This is a genomic window from Inhella crocodyli, assembly GCF_004004565.1.
Lineage (GTDB): Bacteria > Pseudomonadota > Gammaproteobacteria > Burkholderiales > Burkholderiaceae_C > Inhella > Inhella crocodyli.
Genome location: NZ_SACM01000001.1, coordinates 338,375 through 360,817 on the forward strand (window position 1 = coordinate 338,375; position 22,443 = coordinate 360,817).

Annotated in this window: 18 protein-coding genes; 12 read left to right on the forward strand and 6 right to left on the reverse strand. The window is 67.5% G+C overall.

Annotated features, from left to right (window positions below; all coding sequences use genetic code 11):
- The first annotated feature begins 13 nt into the window (after positions 1–13).
- From EOD73_RS01540 to EOD73_RS01595, 12 genes are read left to right on the forward strand one after another with little or no spacing between them, the layout of a single operon-like run.
- Positions 14–841 carry an XrtA system polysaccharide deacetylase gene (locus tag EOD73_RS01540; protein WP_240660549.1) on the forward strand — a complete coding sequence of 276 codons (828 nt, stop codon included), beginning with the start codon at positions 14–16 and terminating at the stop codon, positions 839–841.
- Positions 842–1,891 (forward strand): FemAB family XrtA/PEP-CTERM system-associated protein, encoded by a 1,050-nt coding sequence (locus EOD73_RS01545; protein WP_127680218.1) that lies wholly within the window; start codon positions 842–844, stop codon positions 1,889–1,891.
- Complete coding sequence (locus EOD73_RS01550) at positions 1,888–3,078, forward strand: TIGR03087 family PEP-CTERM/XrtA system glycosyltransferase (protein ID WP_127680220.1); 1,191 nt, start codon at positions 1,888–1,890, stop codon at positions 3,076–3,078. The genes EOD73_RS01545 and EOD73_RS01550 overlap by 4 nt, the downstream gene beginning before the upstream one ends.
- Positions 3,079–3,085: 7 nt before the next feature.
- Entirely contained in the window at positions 3,086–4,618 is a 1,533-nt protein-coding gene (gene xrtA / locus EOD73_RS01555) for an exosortase A (RefSeq protein WP_164845916.1), read from the forward strand.
- Positions 4,619–4,661: 43 nt separating this feature from the next.
- A complete protein-coding gene (locus tag EOD73_RS01560) occupies positions 4,662–5,942 on the forward strand; it encodes a nucleotide sugar dehydrogenase (RefSeq protein WP_127680224.1) in 1,281 nt (426 codons plus the stop codon).
- 11 nt (positions 5,943–5,953) lie between these two features.
- Positions 5,954–7,108 carry a TIGR03088 family PEP-CTERM/XrtA system glycosyltransferase gene (locus EOD73_RS01565; protein ID WP_127680226.1) on the forward strand — a complete coding sequence of 385 codons (1,155 nt, stop codon included), beginning with the start codon at positions 5,954–5,956 and terminating at the stop codon, positions 7,106–7,108.
- A gap of 9 nt (positions 7,109–7,117) precedes the next feature.
- Positions 7,118–9,064 carry an XrtA/PEP-CTERM system amidotransferase gene (locus EOD73_RS01570; protein WP_127680228.1) on the forward strand — a complete coding sequence of 649 codons (1,947 nt, stop codon included), beginning with the start codon at positions 7,118–7,120 and terminating at the stop codon, positions 9,062–9,064.
- A complete protein-coding gene (locus tag EOD73_RS01575; RefSeq protein ID WP_127680230.1) occupies positions 9,061–10,287 on the forward strand; it encodes a TIGR04063 family PEP-CTERM/XrtA system glycosyltransferase in 1,227 nt (408 codons plus the stop codon). The genes EOD73_RS01570 and EOD73_RS01575 overlap by 4 nt, the downstream gene beginning before the upstream one ends.
- Positions 10,284–11,387 (forward strand): glycosyltransferase family 4 protein, encoded by a 1,104-nt coding sequence (locus EOD73_RS01580; RefSeq protein WP_240660550.1) that lies wholly within the window; start codon positions 10,284–10,286, stop codon positions 11,385–11,387. The genes EOD73_RS01575 and EOD73_RS01580 overlap by 4 nt, the downstream gene beginning before the upstream one ends.
- A 1-nt stretch (position 11,388) precedes the next feature.
- Positions 11,389–12,735, forward strand: coding sequence for a phenylacetate--CoA ligase family protein (locus EOD73_RS01585; protein ID WP_127680232.1), 1,347 nt, complete (start codon positions 11,389–11,391; stop codon positions 12,733–12,735).
- 11 nt (positions 12,736–12,746) lie between these two features.
- On the forward strand, positions 12,747–14,060 hold the full coding sequence (locus tag EOD73_RS01590) for a putative O-glycosylation ligase, exosortase A system-associated (protein ID WP_127680234.1): 1,314 nt from the start codon (positions 12,747–12,749) through the stop codon (positions 14,058–14,060).
- Complete coding sequence (locus EOD73_RS01595; RefSeq protein WP_240660551.1) at positions 14,057–15,028, forward strand: polysaccharide deacetylase family protein; 972 nt, start codon at positions 14,057–14,059, stop codon at positions 15,026–15,028. Before EOD73_RS01590 ends, EOD73_RS01595 begins: the two co-directional genes overlap by 4 nt.
- A 9-nt stretch (positions 15,029–15,037) precedes the next feature.
- On the opposite strand, the gene EOD73_RS01600 is transcribed toward EOD73_RS01595, so the two are convergent.
- From EOD73_RS01600 to EOD73_RS01625, 6 genes are all read right to left on the reverse strand, one after another.
- Positions 15,038–16,702: an asparagine synthetase B family protein gene (locus EOD73_RS01600; RefSeq protein WP_127680236.1), complete on the reverse strand. Its 1,665-nt coding sequence runs from the start codon at positions 16,700–16,702 to the stop codon at positions 15,038–15,040.
- Between the two features lie 63 nt (positions 16,703–16,765).
- Positions 16,766–18,211 (reverse strand): lipopolysaccharide biosynthesis protein, encoded by a 1,446-nt coding sequence (locus EOD73_RS01605; protein ID WP_127680238.1) that lies wholly within the window; start codon positions 18,209–18,211, stop codon positions 16,766–16,768.
- A complete protein-coding gene (locus tag EOD73_RS01610) occupies positions 18,211–19,452 on the reverse strand; it encodes a glycosyltransferase (RefSeq protein ID WP_240660552.1) in 1,242 nt (413 codons plus the stop codon). The genes EOD73_RS01605 and EOD73_RS01610 overlap by 1 nt, the downstream gene beginning before the upstream one ends.
- Entirely contained in the window at positions 19,449–20,891 is a 1,443-nt protein-coding gene (locus tag EOD73_RS01615) for a GNAT family N-acetyltransferase (protein ID WP_164845917.1), read from the reverse strand. The genes EOD73_RS01610 and EOD73_RS01615 overlap by 4 nt, the downstream gene beginning before the upstream one ends.
- Positions 20,892–21,342: 451 nt before the next feature.
- Complete coding sequence (locus EOD73_RS01620; RefSeq protein ID WP_127680242.1) at positions 21,343–22,017, reverse strand: hypothetical protein; 675 nt, start codon at positions 22,015–22,017, stop codon at positions 21,343–21,345.
- A gap of 41 nt (positions 22,018–22,058) precedes the next feature.
- Entirely contained in the window at positions 22,059–22,313 is a 255-nt protein-coding gene (locus EOD73_RS01625; protein WP_205702395.1) for an acyl carrier protein, read from the reverse strand.
- Positions 22,314–22,443: the final 130 nt, after the last annotated feature.

Genomic DNA, 22,443 nt, shown 5'->3' on the forward strand with positions numbered 1-22,443 from the left:
GCTGCGCAATGCCATGTCCATCGACGTGGAAGACTACTTCCAGGTCTCTGCGCTGGCGCCCTACATCCCGCGGGCCGACTGGGACCGCCGCGAGTGCCGCGCCGAGGCCAACGTGCGCCGCATCCTGGCCATGCTGGACGAGGCCGGTGTCAAAGCGACCTTCTTCACCCTGGGCTGGATCGCCGAGCGCCATCCGCAACTCGTGAAGGACATCGTGGCCGCCGGCCACGAACTGGCTAGCCATGGTTACGGCCACGAGCGGGCCAGCGACCTCGACCGGGCCGCCTTCACGCAGGACGTTCGGCGCGCCAAGGCCTTGCTCGAGGACCTCGGTGGTGTGGCGGTGCAGGGCTACCGGGCGCCAAGCTTTTCCATCGGGGCCCAAAACCTGTGGGCCTTCGACGTGCTGCAAGAGGCGGGCTACCGCTACTCCAGCAGCGTCTACCCGATCGCCCACGACCACTACGGCATGCCGGATTCGCCCCGATTTGCCTACCCGGTTCGCGACGGCCTGATCGAGGTGCCGGTCACGACCAATCGCATCGGCGGCCGCAACCTGCCGTCCAGTGGCGGCGGCTACTTCCGACTGCTGCCCTACGGCGTGTCCCGCTGGCTCATTCGCCGCGTCAATGAGGTAGATGCCCAGTCGGCGGTCTTTTACTTCCACCCCTGGGAAATCGACCCCGACCAGCCCCGGGTCCCTGGGGTGGATGCCAAGTCGCGGTTCCGGCACTACGTCAACCTGTCCCGCACCGAGGGTCGTATCCGCCGGCTGTTGGGCGACTTCGCCTGGGGCCGGATGGACGAGATCTTCCTGCCGGCACCGGCCGCGGCGCACTGAATGGGGGCCGACCTGCAGCTTCGGCCGCTGGCGCTGGCCGATGTCGCCCAATGTCGCGCTTGGGATGCGTACGTTCGTGCGCACCCGCAAGGCACGTTCTTCCACCTCTCGGGCTGGGCGCGTGCCGTCGAGGCGGTGTGGCGCCACCCCTGTCGCCTTCTGGGCGCCTGGCAGGCGGAGCGTCTGGTGGGGGTGTTGCCCCTGGGGGAGATCGACAGCTGGCTCTTCGGTCACGCCGTGTGCTCGGTGCCCTTCGCGGTGTACGGGGGCGTGTTGGCGGACGACGACGCGGTGGCTCGTCAACTGGAGCGCGCGGGGCAGGCCTGGGCGGTGTCGCGGGGCGCCAGCCATTTGGAACTGCGCCACCTGGGGGAGCGCCGTCACCCCGACTGGGCCTTGCAAGACCTGTACGTGACCTTCCGCAAGGCCCTGGCACCCGACGACGAGACCAACCTCTTGGCCATCCCGCGCAAGCAGCGCGCGATGGTGCGCAAGGGCATCGCCAACGGCTTGACCGCTGCGGTGGACGGCGACGCCAGCGTGTTCTTTTCACTCTTCGCGGACAACGTGCATCGGCACGGCACCCCGGCCATGCCACAGGCCTGGTTCCAAGCCCTGCTCGACGAATTCGGGCCCGATGCCGAGGTGCTCACCGTGCGCGGTCCCGACGGCACGCCGCTGTCGTCGGTGCTCAGCTTCTACTTCCGAGACGAGGTGCTGCCGTATTACGCCGGCGACGCTGTGGCGGCGCGAGACCTGGCGGCCAACGACTTCAAGTACTGGGCCCTCATGCAGCACGCCGTGCGGCGTGGCGCCCGCTTGTTCGACTACGGGCGCAGCAAGGTGGGCACGGGTCCCTACGCCTTCAAGAAGAACTGGGGCTTCACGCCGCAGCCTTTGGCCTACGAGTTCTGTCTGTTCGGCGGTGCCGAAGTGCCGCAACACAACCCGAACAACCCGAAGTACCGCTTGGTGATCGAGGCATGGCGGCGCTTGCCCCTGGCCGTGGCCAATCGGCTGGGCCCCCCCATCGTTCGAAGCCTCGGATGAAGCTGCTCTACCTTGTTCACCGGATGCCGTACCCGCCCAACAAGGGCGACAAGGTACCGTCTTACCACCTGTTGCGCCACTTGGCCGACCGGCACGATGTGTTCCTGGGCACCTTCATCGACGACCCCGAAGACGAAGCCCACGTGGACACCGTGAAGGCCTGGTGCCGCGATGCGCACTTTGTGCGCCTGAACCCCCGGCGGGCCCGCTGGGCGAGCTTGCGCGGTCTGCTCACCGGCGAGCCGCTGGGCCTGCCGTACTACCGCGATGCCGGTCTTCGCGACTGGGTGCGACGGACCGTGGCGGCGCAGCGGATCGATGGGATCTTGGTGTTTTCGTCGACGATGGCGCAGTACGCCGAAGGCCTGGGGCTGCCGACCTGGGTCGACTTCGTCGACTTGGACAGTGCCAAGTGGACGGCCTACGCGCAACAGCATCGCTGGCCCTTGTCGTGGCTCTACGCCCGCGAAGGCCGGCAACTCTTGCGCTACGAGCGCCAGGTCGCGGCCTGGGCCCGGGCCTCGTTCTTTGTGACCGAGGCCGAGTGCCGCCTGTTTCGCGAGGCGGCCCCCGAGGTGGCACCGCGTGTGCACGCTTTGTGCAACGGGGTGGACGCCGAGTTTTTCTCGCCCCAGCCCGAGCGGGGGTCGCCTTACCCCGCGGACGTGACGCCGGTCGTGTTCACCGGGGCCATGGACTACTGGCCCAATGTCGACGCTGTCACTTGGTTCGTTCAAGACATGCTGCCGCGCCTGAAGGCCAACTGGCCACAACTGCGCTTCTACATCGTCGGCCGCAGTCCCACGCCAGCGGTCAAGGCCCTGGCCGGTCCCGACGTGGAGGTCACCGGCACCGTGCCCGACGTTCGGCCTTACTTGCAGCACGCGGCCGTGGTGGTGGCGCCCTTGCGCCTGGCTCGGGGCATCCAGAACAAGGTGCTGGAGGCCATGGCCATGGCGCGCCCCGTGGTGGCCGCTTCGCATTGCGTGCAGGCCATCGACGGATGCCAAGCCGGTGAGGTGACCGCGGCAGACACGGTGGACGAGTACCTGCAAGCCGTGGAAGCTTGGCTGGCGCATCCGGCAGCGGCCGAGGCGGTCGGGCAGGCCGCACGGTGCCGTGTGCTTGACGGCTTTGCTTGGCCCGCGCGCTTGGCGCCCCTGGACCGCGCCTTGGCGGCGCCGTGAGATGAGCATGAGCGAAACCCGCAGCGCCTGGACGCGAAGCCTGTTGATCTTGGGGGTCGCCCTGGCCTGGATGGCCTGGGTGCACCGGGAGGCCGGGCTGGGAATGGTCACGATTTGGTGGCGCAGCGACACGTTTGCCCACGCCTTGTTGGTGCCACCGATCGCCCTGTGGCTGGTTTGGCGTCGACGGCAAGAACTGGCTGCCTTGACCCCCATGCCCAGCATTTGGGGGGCTTTGCCTTTCGGGTTGGGGCTGCTGTTGGTCACGCTGGGTGAGTTGGCGCAAGTGAACGCGGCCCAACACTTTGGCCTGGTGTTCCTGCTGCAGGGCAGCGTGTGGCTGGTGTTGGGCAACGCTGTGACTCGCCGTATGGCGTTTCCGCTGCTCTTCCTGCTGTTCGCGCCCCCGTTTGGCGAGTTCCTGCTGCCGGCCATGATGGGCGCCACGGCGGACTTCACCGTGGCCGCCCTGCGCTTGACCGGCGTGCCGGTCTACCGCGAAGGCCTGCAGTTCGTGATCCCCTCGGGCCACTGGTCGGTGGTGGAGGCGTGTTCCGGCGTGCGCTACCTGATGGCCTCGGTGATGGTGGGAAGCCTGTTCGCTTACCTGAACTTCAACCGCTGGCCCAAGCGCTTGGCCTTTGTGGCCTTTGCCACCGTCATGCCGCTGGTGGCCAACTGGGTTCGCGCCTACCTGATCGTGATGCTGGGGCACCTGTCGGGCAACGAGTTGGCCACCGGGGCCGATCACCTGGTGTACGGGTGGGTGTTCTTCGGTCTGATCATGATGCTGATGTTCTGGGTGGGTTCTCGCTTCGCCGACCCCTTGCCCGCGGACGATGACCATCCTTTTGCCCAGGTGCAGGTGGCACCGCGGCCGGGGCATTGGGCGCTTGCGGCTGGCGCCCTGGTGCTGATGACCGCCTTGGCATGGTGGGCCCAGGGCTTGCGTATGTCGGCGGCGGTACCCGACGCGGTCCCGGCGCTGAGCGCTCCGTGGGCCACCGAGCCTGGCGTTGGGCTGGACTCGCCCGGGCTGGGCGCGGTGCTGGGCGCCGACGCCGACCTGCGCTGGGCCCGCGCGAGCGAGGCGGGGCCCGTTGTTCACGGCTACGTGGGCTATGTCGCTCGCCAGCGGGCTGGGTCCCGCGCCGTGGCCAGCACCAGCGTGGTGGTGGCCAACCAAGACAAGAACTGGCAAATCCTGAGTCACGAGCGGCTCACGGTAGAGGCGGTGTCGCAAGAAGAGTTGCGGTTGCGCTCGCGCCTGCCCATGGCCGATGGGGAATGGCGCGCACGCCGCTTCTACTGGGTGGATGGCTGGTTCGGCGACAGCGAGATCGAGGCCAAGTGGCGGGGCCTGTGGCAACTCGCCCGCGGACGTGGCGATGCCGCGGCCATGGTGGTCTTGGCCGTGCGCGAAGGCCCGCAGGCGCAAGCTGCGTTGGCCGGCGAATGGGCCCGCTTGCGCGCCCCCCTGAATGAACGCCTCGCGGCATTGGGGTCAACCCCTGCTGCTGGGCACAATGCCGCCCCTTGAGGGCGCGCCCCTCCATTCCAGCGACGAAGACGGAGCAATCGAGATGACGACCTTGGCGGTGATCGGTTTGGGCTATGTGGGCCTGCCCCTGGTGGTGGAATTTGGCAAGCAAATGCGCACCATCGGATTCGACATCGCGCAGCACAAGGTGGACGCTTGCCTGAAGGGCACCGACCCGTCGCGCGAACTCAGCGACGAGCAGATGGCGCTGGCCAAGCATGCGGTGTACACGTCCGACCCCAAGATGCTCGGCGAGGCCGACATCATCATCGTCGCCGTGCCGACCCCCGTGGACGAGGCCCATATTCCCGACTTCAAGCCCTTGATCGGCTCCAGCACCAGCGCTGGGCGCCACATGAAGAAGGGCGCGATCGTGGTCTACGAAAGCACCGTGTACCCCGGCGCCACCGAAGAGGTCTGCATCCCCGTGTTGGAGCGCGAGTCGGGCCTCAAGTGGAAGCAAGACTTCTTCGTCGGCTACAGCCCCGAGCGCATCAACCCGGGTGACAAAGAGCACACGCTGACCAAGATCCTCAAGATCGTCAGCGGCGACACGCCCGAGACCCTGGACGCCGTGGCCAAGCTGTACGAGCGCATCGTGGAGCCCGGTGTGCACCGCGCCAGCAGCATCAAGGCGGCGGAGGCCGCCAAGGTGATCGAGAACACCCAGCGCGACCTCAACATCGCCCTGATGAACGAACTGGCCATCATCTTCGACAAGATCGGCATCGACACCAGCGAGGTGCTGGAAGCCGCCGGCACGAAGTGGAACTTCCTGAAGTTCAAGCCGGGCCTGGTCGGTGGCCACTGCATCGGTGTGGACCCGTACTACCTGACGCACAAGGCCGAGATGCTGGGCTACCACCCGCAAGTGATCTTGGCCGGCCGCCGCATCAACGACGGCATGGCCAAGTTCATCGCCGAGCAGACCATCAAGCAAATGATCGCCGCCGGCAGCCATGTCAAGGGCGCGCGCGTCAACGTGCTGGGCCTGACCTTCAAGGAGAACTGCGGCGACCTGCGCAACTCCAAGGTCATCGACATCATTCGCGAACTGGAAAGCTACGGCGTGGACGTCTTCGTCAGCGACCCGCAGGCCGAGGCCGAAGAGGCCATGCACGAATACGGTGTGCGCCTGACCCCCTGGGTCGACCTGCCCAAGGCCGATGCCATCGTGGCGGCCGTCTCGCACCGCGAATTCATGGCCATGGGCGTGGGCGAGTTGACCAGCAAGCTCCTGCCTGAGGGCGTCTTCATCGACGTGAAGGCCGCCTTCGACGCTGCAGCCCTGCAGGCGACGGGCGCCCGGGTCTGGCGCCTCTGAACGCGGCGGACGTGGCCGTGTCTGCGGCCTCGCCGCTGGTGCTGCACGTGGTCTACCGGTTCGACACCGGGGGCCTTGAGAACGGTGTGGTCAACCTGATCAATCGCCTGGATGGCTACCGCCACGCGGTGTTGGCATTGACCGAGTGCGCCGAAGGGTTCACCCAGCGTGTGCAGCGGCCGGGCACACGGTTTGTGTCGCTGCACAAGCCGGCAGGGCAGGGGATGAAAGTGGCGCCGGCGTTCGCCCGCGCCCTCCGAGAATTGCGTCCGGACGTGGTGCACACGCGCAACCTGGCGGCGCTCGAGATGCAGTTGCCCACTTGGTGGAGCGGCATCGGTGCGCGCGTTCACGGCGAGCACGGCCGCGATGCCGACGACCTGGACGGTCGCTCGCGCAAACACCGCTGGATGCGGCGCGCCTTTCGGCCCTTCGTGCAGCATTACGTGGCCCTGTCGGGCGAGTTGGAGGGCTACCTGCACGAGCGCGTGGGCGTGCCCCACTCGCGCATCACCCGCATTTGCAACGGCGTCGACACCGACCGCTTCCAGCCCGCGGGCGAACGCCTTCCCTTGCCAGAGTCACCCTTCAACGACCCGGCCTGCTTCGTGTTCGGCACGGTCGGCCGCATGGCCACCGTCAAGGCGCAGACCGACTTGGTGGAGGCCTTCGTGCAGGCGGTGCAGGCCGAGCCCGTGCAGCGGGCGCACTGGCGCCTGGTGCTGGTGGGCGACGGCCCACTGCGCGCGGCATGCGCCCAACGTTTGACGGCGGCTGGCCTGGCCGACCGCGCTTGGTTGCCCGGCGACCGTCGCGACATCCCGGCGTTGATGCGCGGCTTCGACGCCTTTGTGCTGCCCTCGTGGGCCGAAGGTATCTCCAACACCGTGTTGGAGGCCATGGCCAGCGGCCTGCCCGTGGTCGCCACGCAAGTCGGCGGCAACGCCGAGTTGGTCGACGAAGGACGGACCGGCAAGCTCGTTCCGGCCGCGCAGCCGAACGAATTGGCCCGCGCTCTGGTGGAGGTGGCGGCCGATCGTTCCGCGGCTCGCGCCCTGGGGGCGGCGGGCCGCGCGCGCGCGCTGTCGCAGTTCAGCCTGGACGCCATGGTCAGCGCCTACGATTCCCTGTACCGGGGCCTGTTGCGCCCGGCTCCCCTTCATTGAGACTCACCCATGTGCGGCATCACTGGCTTGTTTGACACCCGCGAGCAGCGCTCTCCGGAGCGCGAGCGCCTGCACCGCATGAACGAGTCCCAGCACCACCGGGGCCCCGACGAAGGCGACTTGCACCTGCAACCGGGCGTGGGTTTCGGGCACCGCCGCTTGTCCATCATCGACGTGGCCACGGGGCAGCAGCCGATCTTCAACGGCGACCGCACCGTGGCCTTGGTGTTCAACGGCGAGATCTACAACTACCAGGCCCTGATGGCCGAGTTGCAGGCGGCCGGCTACGCGTTTCGCACCAAGAGCGACTCCGAAACCATCGTTCACGCTTGGCAGCATTGGGGCGAGGACTGCGTGCAGCACCTGCGAGGCATGTTCGCGTTCGCCATCTACGACAGCCGTCGCCAGTGCCTGTTCATGGCCCGCGACCGCATGGGCGTGAAACCCATGCACTACGCGCTGTTGCCGGACGGCTGGCTGTTGTTCGGCTCGGAGCTGAAGAGCCTGCTGGCCCACGGAGGCCTGTCGCGCGAGCTCGACCCCTGCGCGGTCGAGGAGTACTTCGCGCTCGGCTACGCGGCCGAGCCCCGCACCGTGTTCAAGGGCGCGAAGAAGTTGGCCCCCGGGCACTGCGTGTTGTGGCAACGCGGCGCCGCCAGCGAGCCGCAGCCCCGGCCGTATTGGGACGTGAAGTTCACGTTGGACAGTCGCATCAGTCAGGCCGATGCCGAGGCCGAGTTGCGCGAGCGCCTGACCGAGTCGGTCAAGCTGCGCATGATTTCCGAAGTGCCCCTGGGCGCCTTCCTCAGTGGTGGGGTGGACAGCAGTGCGGTGGTGGCCACGATGGCCCAGGTGCAGTCCGACCCGGTCATCACCTGCTCCATGGGCTTCGACGACCCGAAGTTCAACGAGATCGAGTTCGCACAGATGGTGGCCGACCGCTACCGCACGGCGCACCACGTGCAGACGGTGGCCAGCGACGACTTCGACCTCATCGACACCCTGGCGCGCTTGTACGACGAGCCTTTCGCCGACAGTTCGGCCATCCCGACCTACCGGGTCAGTCAGTTGGCCCGCCGCCAAGTCACCGTGGCCTTGTCGGGCGATGGCGGCGACGAGACCTTCGGGGGCTACCGCCGCTACCGCATGCACCTCATGGAAGAGCGTTTGCGCTCGGCCTTGCCGTACGGGCTGCGCAAGCCCTTGTTCGGCACCTTGGGCGCGGTCTATCCCAAGATGGACTGGGCCCCGCGTTTCCTGCGCGCCAAGACCACCTTCGAGGGCCTGGCCCGCAGCTCGGTGCAGGCCTACTTCCATTCCGTGTCGATCTTGCGCGGCCCGATGCGGGACGCTTTGTTCTCCGACCGGTTCAAACGGGAGCTGGGGGGCTACAACGCCTTCGAGGTGTTCGAGCACCACGGCGCCAAGGCGGGCACCGACGACCCGCTGGCCCTGATCCAGTACCTGGACTACAAGACCTACTTGGTCGGTGACATCAACACCAAGGTCGACCGCGCGGCGATGGCGCATTCGCTGGAGGTGCGCGAGCCGCTGATGGACCATCCGCTGATCGAGTGGCTGGCCACCTTGCCGTCGCACCTGAAGATCCAAGGTCAGGAGGGCAAGTTCCTCTTCAAGAAGGCCATGGAGCCCTTGCTGCCGCACGACGTGCTGTACCGGCCCAAGATGGGATTCGCCGTGCCGCTGGCGCGGTGGTTCCGCGGCCCCTTGAAGCAGCGGGTGCGCGACAGCCTGTTGGGCGATCGCCTGGCGGCCACCGGTTGGTTCCAGCGCGACTACCTGCAGCACCTGGTGGAGGCCCACCAGAGCGGACAGCGCGACTACAGCGCCCCCATTTGGACCCTGATGATGTTCGAAGGATTCTTGCGACAGGTCGTGGATGCGCCCGAGTCGATCGGCTTGCCCGTGCCCCAGCGCGAAGGAGCGGTGGCATGAAGGTCCTGCACGTTTTCGACCACACCATCCCCCTGCACAGCGGTTACACCTTTCGCAGCCTGGCCTTGCTCCGCGGTCAGCGGGCCTTGGGGTGGGAGACCTTCCACCTCAGCAGCCCCAAGCACAGCGCGGGCCTGGGCGACAAGGCCGACGGCGCCTTGGAAGACACCGTGGACGGTTGGCACTTCTACCGCACCCCCGAATTGCCGACGTCCAGCTTGCCGGTGCTGCGCGAGGCCCAACTGATGAAGTCGGTGGAGCGCCGGCTGGAGGCGGTGGCGTCGCAGCTTCGGCCCGATGTCATCCATGCCCATTCGCCCGTGCTCAACGCCTTGCCGGCCTTGAAGGTGGGGGAGCGTTTGCGGATCCCGGTGGTCTACGAGGTGCGCGCTTTTTGGGAAGACGCCGCGGTGGACCACGGCAGCACCCACGAGGGCAGCGTGCGCTACCGCCTGACCCGGGCCATGGAAACCCGGGCGCTGAAGCGAGCGGCCCACGTGTTCACCATCTGCGAGGGCCTGCGCCACGACATCGTGGCCCGCGGCCTGCCGGCCGACGGGGTGACCGTCATCCCCAATGCCGTGGACATCGAGGCCTTCACGCCCAGTGGCGAACCCGATGAAGCCTTGAAGGCCCAGTTGGGCCTGAGCGGCTGCACGGTGTTGGGTTTCATCGGCAGTTTCTACGCCTACGAAGGCCTGGACCTGCTGGTCGAGGCCTTGCCGGCCGTGCTGGCCGCCAAGCCCGACGTCCGGGTGCTGCTGGTGGGCGGCGGCCCGCAGGATGCCGCCCTGAAGGCGCAGGTGGCCCAGTTGGGCCTCAGCGATCGCGTCGTCTTCACCGGCCGGGTGCCGCACGCCGAGGTGCAGCGGTACTACGACCTGGTCGACCTCTTGGTTTACCCCCGGCACTCCATGCGACTCACCGAGTTGGTGACGCCGCTCAAGCCGCTGGAGGCGATGGCCCAAGGGCGCCTGCTCCTGGCCTCGGACGTGGGCGGCCACCGCGAGTTGATTCGCGACGGTGACACGGGCAAGCTGTTCCGCGCCGGCTCGGCCCCGGCCCTGGCCCAGGCCGCCTTGGACCTGCTCGCGGCCCCTCAGACTTGGCCCGCGGTCCGTGCGGCCGGCCGGCGGTTCGTCGAAACCGAGCGCAATTGGACGGTCTCGGTGTCCCACTACCCGGCGGCGTACGCCAAAGTGCTGGGCCGAGGGAGCGCGTGAACGGGCTTGCGCTGCGCGAGCTGGCGGGACTGCGCCTGCTGCTGGTGGGACCCGTGCCCCCGCCGGCGGGGGGCATGGCCAACCAGACGCGCCAGCTCGGCGAGCTGCTGCGCGGGGAGGGCGTCGAGGTGCTGCCCCTGGCCACCAACGCGCCCTACCGGCCCTCCTGGATCGCGTCCTGGCGAGGCCTTCGGGCGGTGGCCCGCTTGGTGGCTTACCTCGTGGCCTTGTGGCGCCAATGCGCCCGGGTGGACGTGGTGCACGTCATGGCCAACTCCGGCTGGAGCTGGCACCTGTTCGCGGCACCGGCCATTTGGGTGGCGCACCTGCGCGGCCGCCCGGTCGTCGTCAACTACCGTGGCGGCGAGGCCGAGGCCTTCTTGAGCCGCTCGGCGCGCTGGGTGCGACCCAGCCTGCGCCGCTGCGCGCACCTGGTGGTGCCCTCGGGCTTCTTGCTGGCGGTGTTCGACCGCTTTGGCTTTGCGGCCGAGGTGGTGCCCAACATCGTCGACACCGTGCGCTTCCAGCCCGCCGCCGAGCCGCCGACCGGGCCGTTCCACGTGGTTGTGGCGCGCAACCTCGAGCCGATCTACGACAACGCCAGCGCCCTGCGTGCCCTGGCACGCCTTCGCCAGCAGGTGCCCGATGCGCGCATGACCGTGGCCGGCACCGGCCCCGAGCGCGAGGCCCTGCAAGCCTTGGCCCAGGACCTGGGGCTGCAAGACGCCGTGCATTTCGCCGGCCGGCTGGAGCGCGAGGCCATGGCGACGCTGTACCGCAGTGCCCATGCGCTGCTGAACACCAGCCTCGTGGACAACATGCCGAACTCCCTGTTGGAGGCCTTGGCCAGCGGGGTGCCGGTGGTCAGCACGAACGTGGGCGGGGTGCCCTTCATCGTCGAAGACGGCGTCACGGCCCTGCTGGTGCCGCCCGCCGCCCCCGAGGCGATGGCCCAAGCCCTGGCCCGCGTGGCGCTGGAGCCTGCCTTGGCCGAGGGCTTGCGCGAGCGAGGCTGCCGCGAGGTGCAGCAGTACACCTGGGCGCGGGTGGCGCCGCGTTGGGCGGCGGTGTACGGTGCCGCACGCACGCATCGGAGCTGAGATGGGTCTGTACACGAAGTGGGTCGCCGGGGTCGTCTTCCCGCTGCAAGAGCGGCTGAAGCAGCACAGCACCGTGGCGGTGCGCCGCGATCTGGAGCGCACCCAGTGGCTCGGCGCGGCCGAGTTGGAGCACTTGCAAGTGGCGCGACTGCGCCGCTTGCTCACCTTGTGTGGCCAGCACGTGCCGCACTACCGCAGCCTGTTCGCCGAACTGGGCTTCGACCCTGCCCGGGTGCATAGCTTGGCGGACCTGCGTCGCCTGCCGCGCACGACCAAGGCCGACATTCGCGCCGCGGGCGACCGGCTCAAGAGCGAGCAGGCGCAAGGCCTGGCGCGGTTCAACACGGGTGGGAGTTCGGGCGAACCACTGATTTTCTTCATCGGCAAGGAGCGCGTGAGCCACGATGTGGCGGCCAAGTGGCGCGCCACGCGCTGGTGGGGCGTGGACATCGGCGACCCGGAGATCGTGGTCTGGGGCTCGCCGATCGAAGTCGGCAGCCAGGATCGCGTGAAAGCGTTTCGCGACGCCGTGATGCGCACGCGCCTCCTGCCGGCTTTCGAGATGAGCGAGGCGCGGCTGGATGACTTCCTGGCCGAAATCCGCCGCGTGCGCCCCCGCATGCTGTTCGGCTACCCCTCGGCCTTGAGCCTGATGGCCCAGCACGCCCAGCGGCGCGGCGTGGCGATGAACGACTTGGGCATTCGGGTGGCCTTCGTCACCTCCGAGCGCCTGTACGACGACCAGCGGGTCCGCATCAGCCAGGTCTTTGGCTGCCCCGTGGCCAACGGCTACGGTGGCCGCGACGCCGGCTTCATCGCCCACGAATGCCCCCAAGGCAGCTTGCACGTGACGGCTGAAGACGTGATCGTGGAATTGCTCGACGAGCAAGGCGAACCCGTGGCGCCGGGGCAAGTCGGCGAGATCGTCGTCACCCACTTGGCCACGCCGGACTTCCCCTTCATCCGCTACCGCACGGGCGACATGGGGGTGCAGTCGGGCAAGGTTTGCGCCTGCGGTCGAGGCCTGCCGGTCCTGGACGAGGTGCAGGGCCGCAGCACCGACTTCGTTGTCGCCCAGGATGGCACGGTGATGCACGGGCTGGCCTTGATCTATGTTCTGCGCGACCTTCCCGGCGTCGGGGCCTTCAAAATCGTCCAGCACAGCCTGACGGACACCGAGGTCATGGTGGTGCCCGGCGAGGGCTGGCTGGCCACGCACCCCGACACCATCGCGCGCGGCCTGCGGGCCCGCTTGGGCGAAGGGGTCGCCATCCGTGTGAACCTCCTGGATCGCATCCCGCCCGAAAAGTCGGGCAAGTTCCGCTACATCGTCAGCCATGCGCGTTGAGGGCCGTCCCCATGCGTGACCTCGTCATCGTTGCCATCGTCGCTTGGGGCTGCCTCCACGCCATCCGTCGCCCCTGGATCGGGCTGTTGGTCTGGATCTGGTTGTCCATGATGAACCCGCACCGCTACGCCTACGGGTTCGCCTTCACGGCGCCTTTGGCCCAAGTGACGGCCATCGCGGTGTTCATTGGGTTGTTGGTGGGCAAGGATCGGATTTCTCAGCCCTTGCGCGGCGCACCGGCCGTTTGGTTCCTGTTGCTCACCGTTTGGGAGACCCTGTCGTGGGCCCTTGGCTTGGATCCGAGTGGCGATACCGCCCAATGGCTCAAAGTCATCAAGGTCAATGTGATGGTGTTCATGGCGCTGTTGCTGCTGCACACCCGCTACCAGATCATGGCCGCCACAGCGGTTCTGGCCGGTTCGTTGGCGCTCCTCGGCATCAAAGGCGGCATCCACACGCTGATGACCGGAGGTGGCGGGCGCGTTTGGGGGCCGCCAGGCACCTTCATCGGGGACAACAACGAATTTGCCCTGGCCTTGGTCATGACCATCCCGATCTTGCGCTTCTTGCAGATGCAGATGACCGGTGCTTGGCAGCGCCATGCGATGACCGCGGTGATGGTGTTGTGCGCCTTGTCGGCACTGGGCAGCCAATCGCGAGGCGCCTTGCTGGCCATCGGGGCGATGACCTTGTGGCTGTGGTGGCGTGGTCAGCGCAAACTGCAACTCGGCTTGGTGCTGCTGGTGCTGGGTGTGGGCTTGGTCATCTTCATGCCCGAGTCCTGGACCGACCGGATGTCGACGATCAACCAGTACCAAGAGGATCGGTCGGCCATGGGGCGCATCAGCGCGTGGTGGAACGCTTGGAACTTGGCCAAGGACTACCCCTTTGGTGTGGGGTTCAACGCCGCGCGGCCTGAGTTGTTTGCCCGCTACTCGCCGTACCCTGACATGGTGCACGCCGCACACAGCATTTACTTCCAGGTGCTCGGCAACCACGGGTACGTGGGGCTGTTGATCTTCTTGGCCCTGTGGGTGTCAACGTGGCGCACCGCCGGGCGCTTGATCAAGCTGGGCAGCAAGGATCCCGACCTGGCTTGGCTGAAAGACTTTGGCGGCATGCTTCAGGTGTCGTACATCGCATTTCTGGTGGGTGGGGCGTTCCTCAGCTTGGTGTACTTCGATTTCCCGTACTACCTCATGGCCCTGGCCGTGGTGGCTCATCAATGGGCGTCGCGGCGTTCGCAGTGGCCAGACCCAGTGAAAGTGCCGGCTTGGCAGTCGGCGTTGGGTTGGGTCAAGAATCCGAAGGGGGCGGCAGCATGATGATTCGTGCGGCGATGGCGCTGGCCAAACCCGGTGGCGCTGCTGCGCACCTACAAGTCTTTATCTTCCACCGCGTTCACGCCCGGCCCGACCCGCTGTTCCCCAGCGAACCCGACGCGACCCGCTTCGATCGTTTATGCACGTGGTTGCGGCATTGGTTCCATGTGCTGCCTTTGGACGAGGCCGCGGAGCGACTCCAGGAAGGGCGCTTGCCCGCGCGGGCCGCTGCCATCACCTTCGACGACGGTTACCGCGACAACCACGACGTGGCACTGCCCATCCTCCAGCGCCACGGACTGACTGCCACCTTCTTCGTGGCCACGGGCTTCCTGAACGGCGGCCGCATGTGGAACGACGACGCCATCGAAGCCTTGCGCGGCACGAAGCTGTCGCGTCTTGACTTGGCCGGCACGGCAGCGGAATCCTTGGGCGCGTTGGACTTGGGCGACTGGCCGGCCCGGCGTCGCGCCCTGAGCCAGGTGTTGACGGCGGCCAAGTACCTGCCGGCCACCGAGCGCGCTGCGTTCGTCGCTGCGGTCTTGGGCGCCAGCCAAGTTCGCGCCAGCGACCGTCTGATGATGGACGACGCGCAAGTCGTGGCCTTGCACCGTGCTGGCATGCAAATCGGCGGCCACACGGTTCATCACCCGATCCTGCGTCGCATCGGCGACACCGAGGCGCGGGAGGAGATCTGCAGCGGCAAGGCGGCGCTGGAGGCCTTGATCCAGGCGCCGGTGACCCTGTTCGCGTACCCCAACGGCGTGCCCGACGTCGACTACGACGCCCGGCACGTGGCCATGGTGCGCGAGGCTGGCTTTACTGCTGCCGTTTCCACCTCCATGGGCTGCGGCGACCGCCACAGTGATCCCTTGCAGTTGCCGCGTTTCACACCTTGGGACGCCAGCCGCACCCGCTACGCGTTGCGCCTGCTCCAAGCCGCACGCTGGCGGGGCCAGCGGGCCGGCTGAGGTCGTTGCTCACAAACGCCAGTTCGGGGCGTGGGCCTGAAGCCACTGCTCCAACATCATCAAGATCCACACCATCTCGCCGTAGTAGCCCGGGTAGGCCGGCAGGTGCACCTGGAGCAAGGTGTCGATGAAGTCGGTGCGCACCAGCCCCCGCGTCGCCAGCGAACGCAGCGAGTCGCTGGCCAGGGCGCGCAGGGCTGGGTGCTGGGTGGCCCACACGCCGAAGGGCAGGCCAAAGCCGTGCTTCTGCTTGGTGATGATCTCGTCGGGCAGGAAGCCGCGCAGCGCCTCCTTGAAGAACCAGCGCAGCTTCAGGCCCCGAAGCTTGTAGTCGTTGGGCAAGCGCAGCGAGAAATCCAGCAGGTCTTCGTCCAGCAGCGGGAAGCCCACCTCGACGCCGGCCATCTGGGTGCTGTGCCGCACCTTGGGCAAGTCGTTCTCGGCCAGGGTGTAGCGCCAGTCGAAGGCCAGGGTCTGGTTCAGCTCGCCATCCGCGCGGGTTTGGTCCCAGGTCTGGCGCTGCTCGCGGCGCGGTCCTTCGGCGTCGACGGCGGCCAGGAACGCCGGCGTTAACACGTTGCCCAGTCCCAGGCGCAGCAGCAGGTTGTACATCTCCATGCGCTCGGGCATGGGCTCGCGGGCTTGTTCGATGTAGCTGTGGGCCTTCTTCAGAAGGGGCAGACGCCGCGCCGTGTCGTTGAAGAACAGGGGCTCGAGCAGGCCACGCTGCAGGGGGCCGGGGACGGCGTCGTACCACCCGAACACCCGTTGCTTGGCGTAGCGCGCGTTGCCGCCGAAGAGTTCGTCGCCGCCGTCGCCGGCCAGCAACTTGGTCACGCCGTCTTCTCGTGCCTTGAGGGCGCAGTAGTAGGCGGGCAGGGCGGACGAGTTGCCGAAGGGCTGGTCGTGGAAGCGCGCGGCCGAGGGGATGGCCGCGACGAGGTCGTCCGGCGTCACGTAGTACTCGTGGTGCTTGCAACCGTAGGCCTTGGCGGCGATGCGGGCGTACGCCATTTCGTCGTAGCCCTGGGCGTCGAAGCCGATCGAGTACGACGCCGGGCCTTGCCCCGTGGCCTCGCGAATCATGCCGGCCACGGTCGAGCTGTCGGTGCCGCCGCTCAAGAAGCAGGCCGCCGGGCCGCTGCCCAACTGCCGCTGCACCGCCTGCTTCAGCAGCGCGCGGAACTCTTGCTTCAGGTCGTCGAACCGCGGCCGGGCCGCGGGCTCGAAACGAGGCACCCAGTAGGGCTCGATGCGGACCTGCCCGTGCTCGAACCACAGCACGTGCCCGGGCGGCAGCCGGTGCACGCCGCGGACCGCCGTGCGCGGCGACGGGATGACGTGGTAGTACAGGTAATCGAACAGGGCCTGCGGGTCCAGCTCGCCGACGCCGAAGGCGTCGGCGCGTTCGGCGAACTGCAGTTGGCCGTCGTGCAAGCGGTAGCAAAGGCTGTGGGTGGCGAAGCGGTCCACCGCCAGGCCGACCCGCCCGGCGCCATCCCGCAGGCCCACGGCGAAGCCGCCGCGCAGGCCAGCGACCCACGTCCGCCAGCCTGCCGGCCCCGACGCCATGGCGCGCAGCCAGGGCGCGGCCGCGTCGCCGTCGTTCAAGGCCTGCGGTCCGGCCGGCAGCGTGGGGGTGCCCAGGAGGAGCCAATCAGCGTGTGAGGTCATCGGAGCCATGCGGTTCAAAGTGGGTGGGCAAGCCTGGCGCGCGGCGCTGGGGCTCGCGCGGGGTCAAGGAGCAGGGCGCGTGCGGCGCCAGGGCGCCAGCCGCGCCACCTCGGCGGCCAAGGGGTGTCGGGTGAGCAGGATCGTGGCCAAGAAGGCCAAGGAAGACAAGGCCAAGGCCGCCAGTACGGCCACCAAGCGACCGGTCTGGTGCTGGGCCGTCCATTGCGCCGCCCCCCAGGCCGCGGTCGTGGTCAGCAGCGCCACGGTGCCGCTGTGAAGCGAGCTTCTTGCCAGCGCCAACCACGGCACCGCGACCTGCGTGCGCACCGCGGCCAGCCACAGCATCAGGCCAACGGCGCTGGCCGGGATCATCGCCAGCGCGACCATGTCCATGCCCGCGGGGGCGGCGACCACGATGGCCAGCAAAGTGACCAGGCAGCTGCGGGCCGTGGCGCTGAGCAACTGGCCCGACGCGCCTTTGCTCACCAAAAGGTTGCTGCAGGTGCCCAAGGGCACTTGAAAGACCAGCGCCAGGGCCAGCCAGCGCACGATGGGCACGGCGGCGTCCCACTGCGCGCCGTAAAGCAGGCGCACCAGGGGTTCGGCCAGCACGAAAACCACGCCGCTGAAGGCCCAGCCCACGACACTCATGTAGGCCAGGACCTGAGCAAAGGTCGCGCCCAAGTCGCCGTCTTCGCGCGCGGTCTTGGCGAACAGCGGCAAGGTCACGGCGTTCACGGCGTCGGACACCAGGCTGCGGAACATCGCCACCAGGCCGTTGGCCCGGGAAAAATAGCCGGCCTCTGCCAGGTTGTGCAGCTTGCCCAACATGAATTCAGGCGCCCCGCTGGTGATGGTTTGGATGACCGAGGCACCGGTCAGGCGCGACCCAAAGCGCAGTACGTCCCGAAGGTGCTGCAGGCCGGGCCGCCATGGGAAGTTCGCCGGCCGGTAGCAGCTGAGCACGGCCGCGTTCGTGACCGTGGTGGCCAAGCTGCCCCAGGCCAGGCTGATCGGCCCATGGCCCCACCATGCGAGCCCGACGCTGACCACGGCCCCGGCCAGGCCCGACAAGAAGCGGCCCCAAGCCAAGGCGTCGAAGCGCATCTCGCGCATCAGCCAGGCGTAGGTGATGGAGCCGAAGGGGTTGATCAAGTAGTTCAACGCCAGCAGACCCATGATGCCGAACATGCGTTCGTCGCCGTAGAACCAGGCCAGGGGCTGGCTGGCCAGCAGGCACACGACGGCCAGCAGTGCCCCGATCCCCATTTGCACGGCCCACACCGACTGGATCTTGGCCGTTGTCAGCGCAGATTCCTGCAACAGGTACTGGCCGGCGCCCAAGTCGCGCAAGGTGCTGGCCAGGGCCAGGGTGGCCATGACCACCGAGAAGACGCCGATTTCCGTGGGCGTGAGCAAGCGCGCCACGGCCATGGACGCCACCACGGACAGGATCAGGCCCGCGTAGCGATCCAAGAACGAGAGCACCAGCGCGCGGCGGACCGACATCAGGCGATCGTGTCCAAAAGGGCGGCCAAGTCCCGCGTGCGCGACGTGCGCGAGGCGCTGCTCACGGCGGCTTCGCTGGCCACCAGAGCAGCCGGTTCGTCGCGCAGGCGGCGCAGGAACACCGGCAACTGCTGACACAGGGCCTCGGTGTCGTTCAAGGGCACGATGGCCTCGATGCCACTGGCCCGCGCCACCGCCGCCGTGTCGCCCTGCGGGTCGGTCAGGGCCAGGACGGGCCGACGGGCACGCAGGTACTCGTACACCTTGGCTGGCACCTGGTCGTTGCAGTTGCTGCTTTGCATGATGACCAAGGCGGCCACCTGCAGCATTTCGCTCAGCGCGTCGGCGTAGGGAATGGGCGGGGCGATCTCGACAAAGTCCTCCACCTTGTGTTCGGCAGCTAAGCGGCGCAGCAATGCGTCGTGCACGGCGGCGCGGAATCGGATCTTGAAGTCACCCGGGGTGATCGCGCCAAGCGCGCGCAGCCGGCCCAGCGCTTCGAACAGCTGGGTCGGGTTGCGCTCGTCGGGGTACACGATGCCGCTGTGGAGCAGCACCGGGGTGGCGTTGGGTTTCGCCTCCTGCTGCTTCAGACGAGACTCAGCCTTGGCGAATGTGTCTTCGTCATAGCCGTTTTCGATGCGGCAGATCTTGGCCGCCGCGCTCGGGTAGCGCTCACGGTAGAGGCGCTCCGCGCCGGGCGTCGTGAGTACACAGTGCTGGGCAAGTGCGAAGGCCCTGGATTCGATGGCGTCAAAGCTGCGCCATTGAGCCGGGTCGGCCGGATAGCCCTCTTGCGCCATGGGGTCGCGGAAGTCGGCGATCCATGGCAAACCGGACCGCTGGGCCAGCTCGGCCGCGATCGCGTGCGCGGTGGCGATGGGGTAAGTCGACCAAATGGCCGCTGGGCGATGGGCCTTGATCAAGGCCAAACCCTGCCGCACGGCGTCGAAGCGCCAGCTCATCCAGCGGTCGGGCCGGGCCAAGGCGCCCGGGTAGCGCCCCCACAGCGCGAAGTGTCGCGCGGCGTCGAAGGCCTGTGCACGCACCACGGGCACGCTCACCGGCACGTCGGCAAGCAGCGCCGAATCGGTGCGCTCGTAGGCCCGTGGGTGGGCGCTCAGCACCACGGGTTGCCAGCCCTGCTGGGGCAACTGCTGGACGAAGCGCAGGGTGCGCTGGATCCCACTGCTTCCCGCCAACGGGGGGAAGTGGTAGGCGATCATGAGCAACTTTCTCAACTCGAAGACTCCGGGTTGCAGGGGACAGGCCTTGTCGGATCGTTGCGCCTGCGCCAGGCGAAGGCAGCGCGCACCAAGGCCGCGGCGCCAAGCCACGTCGACGGGTTGTGGATGGTCAGGCGCCAGCGACGGCTTGCTGGGGCGGGCGTTGGCATCCCTTCGATCGCCGTTTGGCCACGGCACTCAACCTGCTCGATGAGTGGCTGCGGGAGGACCAAAGCTTCGCTGAGGGGCGCAGGCGCTGGGCCCTGGGCTTGCCACAGCACGGGCAGGCCCAACTCGGACGCGGCGCTGGACCAGGCCAAGGTCTCGGCATGGCCTGGGTTCCAGGGCGACAGTTCAATGCAGGCCACGCGCGAGCGGCCACCCAGCAGTTGCGTCAACAGCTGCCGAATGGGCGTTGGGTCCGCCGGATCGGTCGCGGCCAGGACGGGCAGTGCCGTGTCCAGGGACTGCGTCACCGACCGCAAGACCTCGCCGCCCCAGCGGCGGTCCACCTCGACCGGCAGAACGGCCTTGACTTCGGCACCTTTCGACACCCAGTAGTAGCGCCGCACACTGCCGCCTTTCGGCAAAGCTGAGAAGGACTTGGCGACCCGTTCAAGCAGTTGCCGGGCTGGCTCCGGCAACTGTTCCACGTTCGGCGCGTGTTGCAGCAACCAGCCTTCGGCCGTTGCTGGATCGGCTTTGAGCGCCCGCCGAACGAAGCGCATCGAGGAAACGAGCAAGCTGGTCGGCGCCGAGCGCTCCAGGGTCACGTGCCGAATCCAGCGGGAATCGGTGGCCCACGCCAGCGTGTCGGCGTTCGCGTTGGTGTAGAACTCGATTCGAGTCAAGGCGCCGGCCGCGAACTCGTGCTGAAGCAACTGCAGCAGGTGCTGTCGGCCCGGGGCGTAATTCGCCAAGTTTTCGTCGTACGTGGTTTTGAGGATAACCAGCGTCGTCCCCGACACCAGCGTCAGCCGGGAAGCAGCCAAGGCGCCGTCGATGTACAGCTCGTACACCCGCGCCGAGCCCGCTTCGGCACTTTGGCGCATCACCTTCAAATAGTGGTCGAACTGGGCGGCCGAAGACTTCAGCGCTGTGCCTTCTTGGGCTTTCCACCCGCGGGTTTCCAGATCGGCATAGCGGTGAACGGCGGCAGCTACGTCATCAGCTGTGACATGGCACTCGAAATGCATCGATTTGCCATCGCCTGTTAGTCGATTTTGGTAGCGACGCATGTTGGCCCGCAGATTGGCAGAGCGCGAGTGCCAATAGGCGTCCCAACCTGCCAACAGGTCCACATGCACGGTGCGGGCGTGCAACATGACGTGACTCAGGGGCTCGGGCTCGGGCGCTAGACGCATCAACTGAGGGTCTTGGCACAGCAGGTCGAGTTGCAAAACGTGCCAGGGCAGCGCGCGAAAAAGGCCGCGAGCCTGTTCCACGTCGGCCATCAGTTGAAGGGCCAACTGGGTCTGCGCTGGGAGAAAGCTGCTCCAGCGCCATGGGCTGCTGGGCACCAAGATGCACATGGCCAGGCTTTGCCCGTCGTCCCCGGGCAAATCGGCCAGCAGTTCCCGCCCAGTGCCATAGTGGGCCAAGAGCTCGCCGACCACGATCGACGTCAACAGCGGATGGCCGCCCAACAGGCGTTGGTTGAGCGCGTCCCAGCGAGCGGCATGCGATCGCCATCCGCCGTCAAGGGGCAGCAGGCGCCACGCGGTCGAGCGTGCGGGCGAGGAACTCACCGCCCGGAACGCGCCTGTGCAGCGCGCAACCACGACGGCGTGGATTGGGAGGCCAGCAACGAGCGCTCCGCAGCACCAATGTGAGACGCACGTTCGCTAACGCCGCCGTGGGGCGGTCGGGTCGGCGTGGCGGTGCTGATGTCGGTGTGCATGCCCATCAGGGGCTCGACGCGCCGGTGGCAGGCTCGGTCGCCGCCTCGGGCTCTTGCCATTTGCCCTGGGCTCTGAGGCGGTCGGCCAACTCGGACCGGGGCCATCCTTTGCTCAGCGCCAAATGGGCATGACGCAACGCCTCCTCGGGGGCCCCGGCGTCCAGCAACAGCATCCCGATATTGAAATGCGTGATGCCCTGAAGGTCGTCGCGGTTCGAGAGGACTTGCAAGCTGGTCTTGGCCTCGGCAAATCGCTGCAGGCGGTTCAGGTAGTTGGCGAACAGCAAGCGCGGCACCGTGTCGTCGGGCTGGAAGCGGAAGGCGCGATCGAAATAGCACTCCACCGGGCGCGGCAGGGTCGGAGGTTGTGCGCCTTTGGTGCGAACGCCCCAATTGGCCACCGAAGCCAGCGCACGGTGATGGTTGGGCGATGCCCTCAGGGTGTAGTCCAAGTCGGCGCCCAGGGGCCCTCGGTCGCCCTTGATCAGGAATTCCACCTGGGGCGTGAAGTGCGCGCCATCGACGATGGGCAACTTGCCCGTTCGTTCGACGCGGTAGTCGTACGGACCGTACGCGTTGGCCAAGCCCCCGCAAGCCGACGCCCCGTACTGCGCGTTGGCCGCGCCAGATGCAAGAAGGCAGGCAGCCGAGATCTGAATCAGTGCGGTGATCGGCTTCATCGTGCGCGACATGGCAGCGTCAATGCAGAAATCGTCGACGCTCAGGCCAACTTGCTGCCAACGAAATCGGCCAGCGACCCTACGGTGGCGAAAACGTCACCATCAACCTCGTCGTCGTCGATCGAGATGCCCAACTGCTCTTCCAAGGCCGTCATCAGCGAGACCACGGCCATGGAGTCGAGTTCGGGAAGAGCGCCCAGCAATGGGGTGTCACGCTGGAACTTCAGGGCGCGACCGCCCAAGCTCAAGGTGTCGTCCAAAAGGCGAAGCACTTCGGTGAGGGGATTCAAAGGCATGGGACTTGACCGGCGTTCCGGTCGAAATTGTGCTGGGGTGAACGAGATGCCAAGCGGACTCGGACCAAGCCGCTTATCTTAGTAGCCGTGGCCCCGCGTCTCTGGGGGGCGGCCCTTCAAACGGGGGAGT

Excerpts from the sequence above, each read along its gene's own strand:
- EOD73_RS01540 (WP_240660549.1), top strand. The coding sequence starts at position 14 with ATGTCCATCGACGTGGAAGACTACTTCCAGGTCTCTGCGCTGGCGCCC.
- EOD73_RS01545 (WP_127680218.1), top strand. The coding sequence starts at position 842 with ATGGGGGCCGACCTGCAGCTTCGGCCGCTGGCGCTGGCCGATGTCGCC.
- EOD73_RS01550 (WP_127680220.1), top strand. The coding sequence starts at position 1,888 with ATGAAGCTGCTCTACCTTGTTCACCGGATGCCGTACCCGCCCAACAAG.
- xrtA (WP_164845916.1), top strand. The coding sequence starts at position 3,086 with ATGAGCGAAACCCGCAGCGCCTGGACGCGAAGCCTGTTGATCTTGGGG.
- EOD73_RS01560 (WP_127680224.1), top strand. The coding sequence starts at position 4,662 with ATGACGACCTTGGCGGTGATCGGTTTGGGCTATGTGGGCCTGCCCCTG.
- EOD73_RS01570 (WP_127680228.1), top strand. The coding sequence starts at position 7,118 with ATGTGCGGCATCACTGGCTTGTTTGACACCCGCGAGCAGCGCTCTCCG.
- EOD73_RS01575 (WP_127680230.1), top strand. The coding sequence starts at position 9,061 with ATGAAGGTCCTGCACGTTTTCGACCACACCATCCCCCTGCACAGCGGT.
- EOD73_RS01585 (WP_127680232.1), top strand. The coding sequence starts at position 11,389 with ATGGGTCTGTACACGAAGTGGGTCGCCGGGGTCGTCTTCCCGCTGCAA.
- EOD73_RS01590 (WP_127680234.1), top strand. The coding sequence starts at position 12,747 with ATGCGTGACCTCGTCATCGTTGCCATCGTCGCTTGGGGCTGCCTCCAC.
- EOD73_RS01595 (WP_240660551.1), top strand. The coding sequence starts at position 14,057 with ATGATGATTCGTGCGGCGATGGCGCTGGCCAAACCCGGTGGCGCTGCT.
- EOD73_RS01600 (WP_127680236.1), bottom strand. The coding sequence starts at position 16,702 with ATGACCTCACACGCTGATTGGCTCCTCCTGGGCACCCCCACGCTGCCG.
- EOD73_RS01605 (WP_127680238.1), bottom strand. The coding sequence starts at position 18,211 with ATGTCGGTCCGCCGCGCGCTGGTGCTCTCGTTCTTGGATCGCTACGCG.
- EOD73_RS01615 (WP_164845917.1), bottom strand. The coding sequence starts at position 20,891 with ATGGCCGACGTGGAACAGGCTCGCGGCCTTTTTCGCGCGCTGCCCTGG.
- EOD73_RS01620 (WP_127680242.1), bottom strand. The coding sequence starts at position 22,017 with ATGAAGCCGATCACCGCACTGATTCAGATCTCGGCTGCCTGCCTTCTT.
- EOD73_RS01625 (WP_205702395.1), bottom strand. The coding sequence starts at position 22,313 with ATGCCTTTGAATCCCCTCACCGAAGTGCTTCGCCTTTTGGACGACACC.